General features: G+C 45.5%; 11 protein-coding genes. 8 read left to right on the top strand and 3 right to left on the bottom strand.

Features of this window, described 5'->3' with window-relative positions; genetic code table 11:
• Positions 1–72: 72 nt before the first annotated feature.
• The gene (locus ABN702_RS18945; RefSeq protein WP_417898268.1) at positions 73–618 is read right to left on the bottom strand and encodes a hypothetical protein; all 546 of its coding nucleotides are present in this window, start codon (positions 616–618) and stop codon (positions 73–75) included.
• 156 nt (positions 619–774) lie between these two features.
• Between ABN702_RS18945 and ABN702_RS18940 the strand changes: the two genes are divergently transcribed.
• Positions 775–1,098 (top strand): YciI family protein, encoded by a 324-nt coding sequence (locus ABN702_RS18940; RefSeq protein ID WP_417898267.1) that lies wholly within the window; start codon positions 775–777, stop codon positions 1,096–1,098.
• Between the two features lie 47 nt (positions 1,099–1,145).
• Here ABN702_RS18940 and bioB read toward each other — a convergent pair whose 3' ends face one another.
• On the bottom strand, positions 1,146–2,156 hold the full coding sequence (bioB, locus tag ABN702_RS18935; protein ID WP_417898266.1) for a biotin synthase BioB: 1,011 nt from the start codon (positions 2,154–2,156) through the stop codon (positions 1,146–1,148).
• Between the two features lie 670 nt (positions 2,157–2,826).
• Here bioB and helD point away from each other — a divergent pair.
• Entirely contained in the window at positions 2,827–5,127 is a 2,301-nt protein-coding gene (helD, locus tag ABN702_RS18930; protein WP_417898265.1) for an RNA polymerase recycling motor HelD, read from the top strand.
• A 127-nt stretch (positions 5,128–5,254) separates the two neighbouring features.
• Here the strand turns inward: helD and ABN702_RS18925 are convergent, their stop codons facing one another.
• Positions 5,255–5,800, bottom strand: coding sequence for a TVP38/TMEM64 family protein (locus tag ABN702_RS18925; protein ID WP_417898264.1), 546 nt, complete (start codon positions 5,798–5,800; stop codon positions 5,255–5,257).
• 106 nt (positions 5,801–5,906) lie between these two features.
• On the opposite strand from ABN702_RS18925, the gene ABN702_RS18920 reads away from it, so the two are divergent.
• From ABN702_RS18920 to ABN702_RS18895, 6 genes are all read left to right on the top strand, one after another.
• Positions 5,907–6,260: a metal-sensitive transcriptional regulator gene (locus ABN702_RS18920; RefSeq protein ID WP_417898263.1), complete on the top strand. Its 354-nt coding sequence runs from the start codon at positions 5,907–5,909 to the stop codon at positions 6,258–6,260.
• Between the two features lie 21 nt (positions 6,261–6,281).
• Entirely contained in the window at positions 6,282–6,488 is a 207-nt protein-coding gene (gene copZ, locus ABN702_RS18915; protein WP_417898262.1) for a copper chaperone CopZ, read from the top strand.
• Positions 6,489–6,572: 84 nt separating this feature from the next.
• Positions 6,573–8,990 carry a heavy metal translocating P-type ATPase gene (locus tag ABN702_RS18910; RefSeq protein ID WP_417898261.1) on the top strand — a complete coding sequence of 806 codons (2,418 nt, stop codon included), beginning with the start codon at positions 6,573–6,575 and terminating at the stop codon, positions 8,988–8,990.
• 205 nt (positions 8,991–9,195) lie between these two features.
• Positions 9,196–10,074: a hypothetical protein gene (locus tag ABN702_RS18905; RefSeq protein WP_417898260.1), complete on the top strand. Its 879-nt coding sequence runs from the start codon at positions 9,196–9,198 to the stop codon at positions 10,072–10,074.
• A 12-nt stretch (positions 10,075–10,086) separates the two neighbouring features.
• Complete coding sequence (locus ABN702_RS18900; RefSeq protein ID WP_417898259.1) at positions 10,087–10,719, top strand: nitrite reductase; 633 nt, start codon at positions 10,087–10,089, stop codon at positions 10,717–10,719.
• Between the two features lie 118 nt (positions 10,720–10,837).
• Positions 10,838–12,724 carry a beta-propeller domain-containing protein gene (locus tag ABN702_RS18895; RefSeq protein WP_417898258.1) on the top strand — a complete coding sequence of 629 codons (1,887 nt, stop codon included), beginning with the start codon at positions 10,838–10,840 and terminating at the stop codon, positions 12,722–12,724.
• The last annotated feature ends 393 nt before the right edge of the window (positions 12,725–13,117 follow it).

Raw genomic sequence — 13,117 nt, 5'->3', positions numbered from 1 at the left:
GTAGATTCTCCATAAGGAGGGGAGTATCCTGTCGACAATCAATAAATCGTTCCAATAGGCTAGTTTCTTCTGTCATTCACTTGCTTTAAAAGGAAAATTGTACTGTCTTTTAGCAGTATTAAAGTTGGAGAATTCTGCCTGAAACTCATTGTTTCTCACAAAGGTCACTTCTTTCCCGTCATTGAAATAGAACACCATGGTGTGCTTTTCTTCCTCGGTAGGAGGTGAAACGAGAATGACTTCTTTCACTTCCTCCCAGGAATAGGTATTGGTTTTAAAAGTGAACGGTTCTCCCCAGGCGATTTCCTCGGTGCTCAAAGATTTGAAGGAGTAGGTCCCCATCACAAATAAAACTCCAGCCAATACCAATCCAAGGCTTGTGAAGTAGATCGCCCTTTTAACAAAAAAGGATGAAATGAATAAGCCCAGTACCAGCATCAGGGCTGAAATCCCATACAGTCCATAGGCAGTCATCGGAGTCTGAAGGAGCCAGACGCTGACATCATCAAACAAGATCCCCTGAAAAATAAAAGGCCCAACAAGTATGTAGAAAGGTGTCAAAATTAATACGGCGATGGCTCCCATCATATAAAGATGCTTTTTTTCATAGTTTACCAACGTGAATAATCCCCCTGTATCGCAAAAATTAATTTAAATTTCTAAATATTTCAATATAATTATACACCATCTGGTAAAAGATGAGAATTATTTTGTTAAAGGTTATTAGAGCGAAAGTGGAGAATTAAAGATACAGACAAAAAGGAGGTAGAACAATTGAATACTTATATTTATGTATTACGCTTACCAGAAAGACTTTATGACGCAGCGAACTGGACAGATGAAGAGGGAAATATCGTATCTGCGCACTTTCAATATCTAAAAGAGAATGTGGAAAAGGGTGTCGTGATCCTGGCTGGCAGAACCGACCAGACAGACGCAACAGGTTTTGGCATTGTCATCTTTCAGGCGGAAAACGAGGAAGCCGCAGAACATTTTAAAAATCATGACCCGGCGGTGCAACAAGGTGTGATGACAGCGGAATTATCACGCTATCGCCTGGCGCTGCTCAATGAACAGTTTTCTCTGGCTATAAACTAAGTAAAAGCCTGCATCATCACGATAGGATGACGCAGGCTTTCTTCTAATTATATTTTAGCGAAATGCTGACTTTCTGTTTCAAATGCATTCTCTTCAATCTCAAAGCCAAGATCCTTAATCATCTGATAATCTTGCTGGGAGGCCTGTCCGCTTGTTGTTAAATAGTCACCAACAAATATGGAGTTTGCCATGTAAAGTCCCAGGCTTTGCAGAGTACGTAGATTGTATTCACGTCCACCTGATATGCGGATCTCCTTCGTCGGATTGACAAAGCGGAACATAGCAAGGATCTTCAGACACTTGAGAGGTGTCAGATCATCGAGGTTCTCAAGCTTTGTTCCTTCAATAGGATGGAGAAAATTCACCGGGATGGAATCCACGTGGAGGTCTTTTAAGCTGAACGCCATCTCCACAATATCCTCCAAGGTTTCTCCCATTCCGCAGATGACTCCAGAGCATGGGGAGATCCCGGCATTCTTCAAGGTTTCCAGTGTCTTGATCCGGTCATCATATTGGTGGGTCGTCGTGATTTCACTGTGATGTCCTTTGCTTGTATTGATATTATGGTTAAAGCGATCCACCCCGGCTTCTTTTAAAAGATGGGCCTGTTCATCATTTACAAGCCCAAGACAGGCACAGATCTTGATGCTTTCAATGTCTTTTTTGATATCCTGAACCGCCGCTACCACCGTGTTGACATCCCGGTTGGTCGGCTTTCTTCCGCTCATCACGATGCAATAGGTGCCAATTTTATTTTTCTTGGCTTCCCTGGCACCTTCGACAATTACCTGTTTGCTGACAAGAGGATAACTGTCAATTTCCGTATCGGCTTTCATCGATTGGGAGCAGTATCCGCAGTCCTCCGGGCAAAGTCCGCTTTTTGCATTAATGATCAGGTTGAGTTTTACTTTGTTGCTATAATAATGTTTTCGGATTTGATAGGCCGCATGAACGAGCTCGAGCACATTTTCATCACTTTCCGTAAGGATCTGAAGTGCTTCATCCGTTGTAACGGAATAACCACCAATCACTTTTTCCGCAAGCTGTTTCCAAGTCATTTTGTCTCACTCCTATGCAATATGTTAACTAGAACTTATTTAAAGTTTACATATGACGGAGAGGATAGACAAGGTTTTTTTATAAAAAGTCTACCTTGGCAATAGACTGTCCACGTTGAATACCCTGTTGGTTTCCGCTTCAGGGGTTCGCTTTCCGCGGGCGGCCACGGGAGCCTCCTCGGCGCATTTGCGCCTGTGGGGTCTCCCTTGACACGCTGCTGCCGCAGGAGTCTCACCCCTTACGCTACAACCAACAGGGGCGACAGATAAACCAGCTTTATTTTTCTAATGAATTCAATGATTAATGGGAGTGCTTCTCAAAACAAAGTATTTTTCCGTCGATAGCTGTTGATTGGAGCAATAGGCGAAGACTCCTGCGGGAGGCAGCGGTAGGCTGGAGACCCCGCAGGGCGAAGCCTGAGGAGGCTCCAGCACCGCCCCTTGGGTCGCTGCGCCTAGTGCGGAAATCAACAGCGGCGTCTAACAGTGCATAATAAAAAAGAAAATTGCAAATTGTCTTGTAAGCGTATATAATAATTCTTCCGGCTAAAAAAGAACATAAGAGCGTTGCGTACTTTGAAAAATGTAACCCAAGGATTGTACCATGAATGGAGTTTTCTCTAGTTCATGGTTTTTTGCGTCTCCAAAACAAGCAAGGAGTGTGAAGAGGTTGGGAGAAAAAAAGAAGAAGCATCCTGAATTCGATCAGGAAGTCGAACGGCTTTTGTTTACGAAGAAATACATGGATATTGTCATCAAGGCGTCTGAAATGGACGAGGAGTCCTTTCGCTCAAGTTTCAAGGAAGCGCTCGAAGGGATGGACTTCAAGGACAGCAGTTTCAGCTACATGAACATGCTGACCAACGCCAACCTTTTGCAGCGGACACAAGAGGAAATTCGCAGCTTAAAGAAAATCTACCATAAGCCCTATTTTGCAAGAGTAGATTATAAACGAGAAGGAAAAGACCAGGAAGAGGTCCTATATTTCGGGAAAGCTTCCCTGTTTGATAGGGAAACACAGGATCCCATCATTGTGGACTGGCGTTCTCCTATTGCGAACCTATACTATGACGGAAGACTTGGGGACGTCCAATACGAGGCGGAGGGAGAAGTCTATGATGGCTATCTTTCCTTGAAGCGCCAATACATCATGGAAGAAGGGGAGTTGCAGGAAATCAGGGATGTTGATCTGACAACGACCGATGAGCTTCTGCAGGAATCTTTGTCGGGTAGCTCAAGCAACCGTCTGACCGATATCGTATCCACGATTCAGGAGGAGCAGAACCGGATCATTCGTGCAGATCTCAACAAGCCGATCATTGTCCAAGGAGCGGCTGGGAGCGGGAAGACGACGATTGCCCTGCACCGTATCTCCTATTTCATCTACACCTACCAGGAACATTTCCGTCCGGAGCAGCTGATGATCCTGGCACCGAACAATCTATTCATCGACTATATCTCCGAGGTTCTCCCTGAGCTCGGGGTGGACCGGATCTTACAGACCACTTTTATCGACTATGTGAAAAGCTGTATCGGCAAGAAAATTAAACTTCGACCGCCTTCCGAAAAGTTGATGGGCTTTATCAATCACGAATATGAGGACCCGGAAATGGTGCAGTGGCTCGCAAGCTTCAAAGGGTCACTGGAGTTTAAGGAGATAATGGATGCCTATCTGGCCGACATTCTGGAGACATTGCTGCCAAAAGAAGACTTCTACCTGACCGAGAAATTCAAGCTCTATACCGCTGAGAGGATGGAGCAGCTGATCAAGCGGGAATATACCTACCTCCCCTATTACAGGCGTATCGAAAAGGTGAAGGAAGTCCTGCAGAATTACGTCCGAACCGAGAAGAAAACGCTCATACTCAAAGTGGAAAAGTTCTATGACCACAAGCTGGATAAGGCTCTTTTCAATTCCAACCTGGATCCGGCAAAGCGGAAAAGCTATGTGACAAAAGCGATGGACAAAAAGGATGAGCTCGTGAATGAGATCATGAAGGAATCACGGACAGCAGTAAATGCTTTTATCAGAAAGCTTCCCAAGCACACACTCTTCTATTATTATGAGCAGCTTGTCACAGACCGGGAGCGGTTTGCGAAATACGCAAAAGCATATCTGGATGACTATCAGATCCGATATTTCATCAACCACCAGACTAACCTACATAAACAGAAAAACTATGAACTCGAAGACTTGGCGGGTCTTCTTTACTTGCAGCATAACCTGTTCGGAATCGATAAGGACCTGCGTGCAAGGAATGTGGTAATCGATGAAGCACAGGACTATAGCTATTTCCAATTGGCTGCTTTGAAAAGTGCCCTGGAAACGGACATGTTTACAATAGTGGGGGACCTGGCGCAGGGCATCCACTCCTATCGGGGCATTCAGGACTGGAATAAGGTGAAGGAAGAGATTTTTCCAAGAGCCGCTTACACAACCCTCCAGAAAAGCTACCGAACAACGGTGGAAATCATGCAGGCAGCCAATGACATTTTGGCGCTGCTTCCATTTGAGCTGCCTCGCGTGGAGCCTGTGGTTAGGCATGTTGCAAAGCCTGCTTTTGTGCAGTGGACAGACAGTGACGCGGAAATGGTGGCAGGGATGGCCCGCGATATTGAGAAATTGTATGCGGAGGGCCGGAAGACGATTGCCATCATCGGGAAAACAGAGAAAGAATGCGGGAAAATCGAGTCGCTTTTCCGGAAGCATACAGGCTTGTCTGTCCAGTTGCTGAAGGAAAATCAAGAAATCAATCAGAAGGACGTCGTCATTGTACATGCACAGCTTGCAAAAGGACTCGAGTTCGATGCGGTCCTGCTATGTACACTGGATGAGGTGTATACAGAAACGGAAATTGACGTAAAGCTATTATATGTTGCCATGACAAGACCTTTGCATCACCTAGGTTTCTATGGAAAGGACCGTTCCGCCTTCCTGCTCGAGCATGTGGCTGAGGGACTGGTAGATTAAAAAGATTATCTTTCTAACACAATTCTCAAACACTACAAATAACAAACATAGAAAAGCTCCCTCCACTGCAACGTGGAGGGAGCTTTTCCAGATTTTTGGACGGGGTCAGGCCCCTATCTTTTAACTCCTATCTTTTTCGAAAAAACAGCATACCCACCACCCCTATCGAGAAGAGGGTGAGAATGATTTTTCCTTCAAGGCCCCATTCGAGTACACGGTAGACGGAGTAGGCTTCGAGGAGGAGAGCTGGGATTTTTCCTAGTGTGCTGGCGATGGCAAAGTTAATCGGGCTGATCCTGCTTGTTGCACCGGCCAATGTGACGAGGCCTGATGGTGCAAATGGAAAAAGACGGAGTCCCAACACCAGCAAAAATGCTCGGTATCCTTCCGTTCCCTGCAAACGGACCAGCCATTTATAACGCTCCAGTGCCTTTGGGGAAAAAGCCTTCAAACCCTTCCGATAAAGCAGGAAACTGACAACCGCACCAACCGACTCGCCCAGAAAAGAAACGATTGTTCCCACCCAAAACCCGAAAAAGGCAATATTGGCGGCGGTAATAAAAATGCTTGGAACAAATGCGAGAATGCTGACGATGGTATTGAAGATAATACTAAGTAAAACGGCAAATGGCCCGGCGATATCCAGCCAGTCCAGAACAAATTCTCTCCACATATTTAAACGCTTCCTCACAAACAAATTATTTTAAAATGATAAAACTTTAGGCTTTACATACCGTATAGGGGTATGTTACTTTAATATCGAGAGGAGGTCAACAACCATGGAAAACCTTCCAATAGAACCTATTTTAAATCAAAATCCTGAATCAAACGAATGCTGTCATATCGCCAATGGGGAGCGGAAAAGCCACCATTCGGAGACAGTCAAGAAAAGCCTGATCTCCCGACTGAACCGTGTAGAGGGTCAAGTCAGAGGAGTGAAGCGGCTTATTGAAGAGGATACGTACTGTGATGATGTGCTGACCCAGATCGCTGCGATCCAATCCGCCTTGAACGGCGTCGGAAAGCTGCTTCTTGAAGGCCATATGAAGTCCTGTGTGGTCGAGAGAATCCAAGAAGGCGACACGGAAGTCATTGATGAACTATTAGTAACCGTAAAAAGATTAATGAAGTAAACATAGAGGAGAGATGGAGAAATGGAACAAGTAACGTTAAAAGTAAGTGGGATGTCCTGTGGGCATTGTGTAAAAGCGGTAGAAGGTAGCGTCGGTGAATTGACTGGCGTAAACTCTGTGAAAGTGGACCTTGCCTCCGGTACAGTGGCAGTTGAATATAAGAGTGAAGATGTAACACTGGATCAGATTAAAGAAACAATCGACGAAGAAGGCTATGAAGTAGAATAATAACGAGAACAGCGTGCTTTAACCAAAGCGCGTTTTCTTACCAATAAAATATACCCCATACAGGTATATGGGAGGTTGAAAGCTATGAGTCAAAAGTCAAAAGAAACCCAGATGCAAATAGTGGGAATGACGTGTGCGGCCTGCTCCACCAGAATTGAGAAGGGCTTGAATAAGCTTCAGGGTGTGGAAAAGGCCAATGTGAATCTGGCATTGGAAAACGCCTCGGTAACATACAACCCTGACGAAGTGAGTCCCCATGACATCGAGAAAAAAGTCCAGGACCTGGGGTATGAGGTGGTAAAGGAAAAAGCGGAGTTCCTTATTACCGGAATGACGTGTGCCGCCTGCTCAAGCAGAATCGAAAAGGTCCTTAACAAACTCGACGGCATCAATACAGCAACAGTCAACCTGGCATTGGAAACCGGTACAGTGGAATATAATCCATCCAGACTTACACCATCCGATATCATTGCACGAATCGAGAAAGCCGGATACGGAGCAACGGTAAAAGTGGAAAAGAATGAAGGTGCAGAGGATTTCAGGCAGAAGGAGCTGGAGAAACAGCAAGGGAAATTTGTGTTTTCCCTGATTCTCACGATTCCGCTACTATGGGCAATGGTAAGCCACTTTTCCTTTACTTCGTTCATCTACTTGCCAGATATGCTGATGAACCCGTGGGTGCAGATGGCTCTGGCGACTCCTGTCCAATTCTTCATTGGCTGGCAATTCTATAGGGGAGCCTATAAAGCGCTGAAAAACAAAAGTGCGAATATGGATGTGCTGGTAGCGCTAGGAACAAGTGCGGCTTACTTCTACAGCCTTTACTTATCCATCGCATCTATCGGTTCTGGTGCCCATATGGTGGAGCAATATTTTGAGGCAAGTGCGGTCATCATTACGCTCATTATTTTAGGAAAGCTTTTCGAAGTGAGAGCAAAAGGGCGTTCCTCGGAAGCGATCAAAAAGTTGATGGGACTACAAGCGAAAATCGCATTGGTGGTTCGCGACGGCAAAGAGATGGAAGTGCCTTTAGAGGAAGTAATGGTCGGGGATATTATATCCGTGAAACCGGGCGAGAAAATACCGGTGGACGGAGAGATTTTGGAAGGCCAATCAGCTGTCGATGAATCCATGCTGACTGGTGAAAGCATTCCTGTCGATAAGCAGATCGGTGATACGGTCTATGGATCGACTATGAATAAAAATGGTTTTCTGAAAATGGAAGCAACAAAGATTGGTCGTGAAACGGCGCTGGCACAAATCATCCGGATTGTGGAACAGGCGCAAGGATCCAAGGCGCCAATTCAGCGTCTGGCAGATAAGATTTCGGGGATTTTTGTTCCGATAGTGGTTGGTATCGCCATAATGACGTTCCTTGTATGGTACTTTATCGTGGACCCAGGAAACTTTGCTGGGGCCTTGGTAAACCTGATTGCTGTTCTTGTTATCGCCTGCCCATGTGCCCTGGGGCTGGCTACGCCAACTTCCATTATGGCCGGTTCAGGACGCTCTGCAGAACTGGGAATTCTTTTCAAAGGCGGCGAGCATTTGGAGCAGACACACCGAATCACAACGGTGGTGCTGGATAAAACGGGTACAGTCACAAACGGTAAACCTGTTTTGACAGATGTTCTGCTGGTAAACCAAGGGGAAGAAGAGGGAATCCTGCGTTTGGTCGGAACAGCGGAAAAACAATCCGAACATCCATTGGCACAAGCGATGGTGGATGGAATCAAGGAAAAAGGAATTGAACTTGGCGATTCCACGGCATTTGAAGCAATTCCGGGATATGGGATCGAAGCGGTCATAAAAGAGAGAAAAGTAGTAGTTGGAACACGCAAGCTTATGAAAAAGCATGACATTGATTTGACCGATGCCGAGACAACGATCCAGAAGCTTGAATCTGATGGGAAAACGGCAATGATGATTGCGGTGGATGGCGACTATAAAGGAATCATCGCTGTTGCGGACACCATCAAGGAAACTTCTGCTTCTGCGATCAAACGATTGAAGGATATGGGCTTGGAAGTAGTGATGATGACAGGCGATAATCAACGCACGGCGCAGGCAATTGCTGACCTTGCCGGTGTGGATCGTGTTATCGCAGAGGTCCTGCCTGAGCAAAAGGCAGAGGAAATCAAAAAGCTTCAGTCGGAAGGTAAAAAGGTGGCAATGGTTGGTGACGGCATCAATGACGCACCTGCCCTTGTAACGGCAGATATCGGAATGGCCATTGGTACAGGTACGGACGTTGCGATGGAAGCCGCCGATATTACCTTGATGCGCGGTGATCTGAACAGCATTGCCGACGCTATCATGATGAGCAAAAAGACCATCAAGAACATCAAGCAGAACCTTTTCTGGGCCTTTGCATATAACACCATCGGAATCCCAATTGCAGCGCTTGGGTTCCTGGCACCTTGGGTAGCGGGGGCCGCTATGGCATTCAGTTCCGTGTCTGTTGTGCTTAATGCACTAAGATTGCAGAAAGTAAAATTATAAGGCTCTTTTCATCAAGTTTGTTGCTTTTGTCCGTAAAAAATCGGCTTTTGGATTTTTTACAGTTATCCGAATAAAAATTCAAATGAGAAAAAAACGAACAAACCGGAAAAGGGCACGAAGATAAAGTATATGCGTGTGTATGTTGCATACGTCAAAAGCAACAATGAATGCGAAAACAACAAATTATTAAGAGCAGGTGAAAAGGATGAAAAAGTGGATTCTTTCCGCGGTGATCTATTTATTGGTTGTAATAGGAGGCTATACCGCTTATTCCTTTTATGCGGAGGACGAGGGTGCCACCAACAATCATGATGAGCATGAGACGGAAACAGAGGAGCATGCACATGGGGAAGATGATGAGAAAGCTACAGGTGAAGACGGAGAGCATGGTGGTCATGGGGAACATGACGACAGCGAGTCTGCCAGTGAGGTGAAAACGGAATTAGTAACGGAAAATGGAGCCATCACTGTATCCCTCGAAGATCAGGATGGCACCCCGATGGATGAGCTTGACGTAAATCATGAAAAGCTGATGCACCTTATCGTGATCAGTGAAAACCTGGAAAGCTTCCATCATCTGCATCCAGAAAAGAAAAATCCAGGAGTGTTTGAGGTTCAGGCAGATCTGGAAGAAGGCATGTATCAGGCGTTTGTAGATATCAAGCCAACCAATCTGGAGTATATGGTTGAACCGAAATCGTTGATGATAGGGGAACATGAGGGTCATGAAGACGAAGGAGAGCATAAGGATGACCATGCTCATCTTGAAGCGGAAACAAACTGGACAAAAGAACAGAACGGCTATCAAGCTACCTTGAATGTGGAGAGCTTTTCGATGAAAGAAAATGTGGTACTGTCCTTTGACTTGAACGGGGCAAAACCGGAAAACTACCTTGGGGCATTGGGGCATGTGGTCGTAGTGGATGAAGCGCTCGAGCAATTCATCCACGTCCATCCTGCAAGTGAAACGGAGCCTGTCTTCGAAGCGCATTTCACGAAGCCTGGCATGTATAAGCTTTGGGGTGAATTCAAATTGGACGGCAAGGTATATGCTTTCCCATATGTAATCGAAATCACGGAATAAAGGGGTAGACAAATGACAGAGGAGAAAACGATAAAGCTTGCGGTAAACGGCGGGATTTCTTTTGGCTCCAAACTGACCAGCAAGCAATTGCTTGTACTTGCCTCATATATGAAGGAAGAAGATGAACTAGAGCTTACGACATTTCAGCAGCTCTATGTGGATGTTCCGGAAAGCAAGCTTGATGAAGCGGTGCTTGCCTTTAAAGGGGCAGGGCTGGAATGCTATCCTGTCGGGAATTATGTAAAAAGCCTTCGTACTTGCAACTTCTGTAAAGGGGAATTGGAGGAAGGCATGCCGATTGCGAAGGAGCTGAACAGGCGCATTGCAGGAAAGCCTGTTCCCTTTACCTTGAAACCTGCTTACACCGGTTGCCCAACCGCATGCGGAGAACCATTGGTCAACGATATCGGTGTGATCAAGCGCCATAATGACCGGTATGACTTGTATGTGGGAGGTAAGGCAAAAGGTCTGGACGCAAAAACGGCAGAGCTTTTTGCTGGGGAAGTAACCGAAGAAGAGCTTTATAGCATGGTCGACTTCCTGATAGATACCTATGCTGCAAATGGCAAGAAACGCGAGCAGTTCGGTAAATTTGTTCGCAGATATGGAATGGAAAGTTTGAGAGAAGAAGTGTCGACAGTATGATGATGGAGAAGGAGCAACGTTCTAGCGCAGGAATGCGTGTGGGCGTTGTTTTTTTTGTTTGAAAATGTGACTTTTTAACTGATACTCTCGTCTAACTAAAAAGGAGGGTTTTATTACCATGCAAAAAAGGGCCATTATCTTTTTCCTCATCATTGTATCGATGTCTGCAGTGTTCGGTTTCATTTACTATAAATATGATCCAACTTCCGTAAACGGTTCAGTGAGCAAGAACAATTGGGATAAGACAAAAGGACTGCCTACCATCAGTTCCAAAAAAGAGCTGAACGAGCTTTTCCTGGATAGACTTGAAAAAAGGGAAAAGCAGATGCGCGATGGAATAGTCTTTGAAGCTGAGGATTCTTCTGCCGGTGCAGAAGCCGAGCGCTCCGCCGATAGTAGCAAATCGGAAGAGGACAGCTCTTCGTCCGGACATTCGGACACCAATGTTCAGGTGGCAGGCGTGGATGAAGCGGATATCGTCAAAACGGATGGAGAGTATATTTACCAGGCTGTTGACGGAAAGCTGAAAATAACAAAGGCAACTCCGGTCGACTCGATAGAAACAATCACAGAAATCAACTATCAGGACTTTTCGCCATATCAGATGTTCTTGGACGGCAGCCAATTAGTGATTCTCGGCCACTATTGGAAAGAAACTTTCGAGCCCCATTCTAAAGAGAGAGCACGAGACCTTATCATGCCAATGTATGACGCGACGAGAGTGATTGTCTACGATATTACGGATGCGGCAAATCCGAAAGTCCAAAAAACGCTTACCCTCGAAGGAGGCTACGTTTCAAGTAGAAAGATTGAGGAAAAAGTCTATGTAATCGTGAATCAGTATCCAAACTACTGGATGCTTGAAGAAGATCCGGAAATCGATCTCCGCCCTAGACTTTCCGATACAACAGGAGAGGAAGAATCCGAAGATATGGAGCGCATCGCCTATTCCGACATTCACTACTTTCCGGAGTCCTCAGAGGATAATTTCATGACCATCGCCGCTTTTGACATGACCAAGCCGGATCAGGACGCAACAGTCCTTTCCTATATCGGGAGCGGGCAGCAAATATACATGTCCAAGGAAAATCTCTATGTGGCCGTTCCAACCTACAATCAGAGTGGACGGATGATGCCTACTGATGTAAATACAGACATCTATAAATTTTCTGTAAACGGATTGGATGTACAATACGCAAGCACCGGAAGCATCCCGGGCTACCTGCTTAATCAGTTTTCCATGGATGAGTACAATGGATACTTCCGAGTCGCTGCAACAGATGGGCAGGCATGGGATGAAACCTCGCCTTCACGCAACAATTTATTCATCATGGATGGAGACATGAAGGTGATCAGTAGTGTAGAGGACCTGGCAAGAGGGGAAAGGATCTATTCGGTGCGTTTCATGGGTGAGAAGGCTTATGTTGTCACATTTAAAGAGGTGGACCCCTTATTCGTCTTTGACCTCAGCGATCCTAATGCACCTAAAGTACTGGGAGAATTGAAGATACCAGGCTTCAGCAACTATCTGCACCCTTATGATGAAAACCATCTGATCGGTTTTGGTCATAATACGAAAATAGAAAAGGATCAATTTGGCACGAGAGTTGTTACCGACGGAGTGAAAATCTCCCTATTCGATGTCAGTGACCCTGCAAACCCTATCGAAAAACATACGGAAGTGATTGGCGGGCAGGCGACCTATTCGCCATTAAATTACGACCATAAGGCACTTCTATTCAACAAGGAAAAAGACATTTTCGCCTTCCCAATCGTGATGTACCGTGAAAAAGAAAAGCACGATTACCGCTTCGAATTCGAAGGTGCCCTTGTGTACGGAATCGACCCTGAAAAAGGCTTCACCCTCCACACAAAAATGACACATCAAGACCAAGGCACCCTATACGAAGACTGGGAGAGCACCATACAAAGAGTGTTATATATAAATGATCACCTTTATGCGGTTTCTCCTAAGAAAATAACCGCTGAGGAAATAACTTGGTAATCTAGGTTTATGGGTTTTTAAAACAAGTCTATGTTCTGTAAAAGAGTTATTTTTAAGTATGCCAGCTGTTGATTGGAGCAATAGGCGAAGACTCCTGCGGGAGGCAGCGGTAAGCTGGAGACCCCACAGGGCGAAGCCCGAGGAGGCTCCAGCATCGCCCCGCGGAAAGCGCAGCCTAGTGCGGAAATCAACAGCGGTCTTCAATAGGAACGCTATATCTTACAGAAAGAGCGCAAAATCCGCGCTCTTTCTTCATTGTAAAACACAATAAACCGACCAATTTCAGCAAATTTATTTCCCGGGTAAGCAACTTGTCGAATTTTATCTTAGTAATTAGGTTTGTACTTAACATGCTAGTGGAATGACATTCATATATTAAGAAAAGATTTTTGA

This window comes from Bacillus haimaensis, assembly GCF_048270625.1.
Lineage (GTDB): Bacteria > Bacillota > Bacilli > Bacillales > Bacillaceae_I > Sutcliffiella_A > Sutcliffiella_A haimaensis.
The sequence above is the reverse complement of the archived record's forward strand: the minus strand, read 5'-3'. Positions and strand labels throughout refer to the sequence as shown.

Bases quoted from the DNA above. Each gene is read 5' to 3' on its own strand.
- bioB (WP_417898266.1), bottom strand. From the start codon at position 2,156: ATGACTTGGAAACAGCTTGCGGAAAAAGTGATTGGTGGTTATTCCGTT.
- ABN702_RS18925 (WP_417898264.1), bottom strand. From the start codon at position 5,800: ATGTGGAGAGAATTTGTTCTGGACTGGCTGGATATCGCCGGGCCATTT.
- ABN702_RS18920 (WP_417898263.1), top strand. From the start codon at position 5,907: ATGGAAAACCTTCCAATAGAACCTATTTTAAATCAAAATCCTGAATCA.
- copZ (WP_417898262.1), top strand. From the start codon at position 6,282: ATGGAACAAGTAACGTTAAAAGTAAGTGGGATGTCCTGTGGGCATTGT.
- ABN702_RS18910 (WP_417898261.1), top strand. From the start codon at position 6,573: ATGAGTCAAAAGTCAAAAGAAACCCAGATGCAAATAGTGGGAATGACG.
- ABN702_RS18905 (WP_417898260.1), top strand. From the start codon at position 9,196: ATGAAAAAGTGGATTCTTTCCGCGGTGATCTATTTATTGGTTGTAATA.
- ABN702_RS18900 (WP_417898259.1), top strand. From the start codon at position 10,087: ATGACAGAGGAGAAAACGATAAAGCTTGCGGTAAACGGCGGGATTTCT.
- ABN702_RS18895 (WP_417898258.1), top strand. From the start codon at position 10,838: ATGCAAAAAAGGGCCATTATCTTTTTCCTCATCATTGTATCGATGTCT.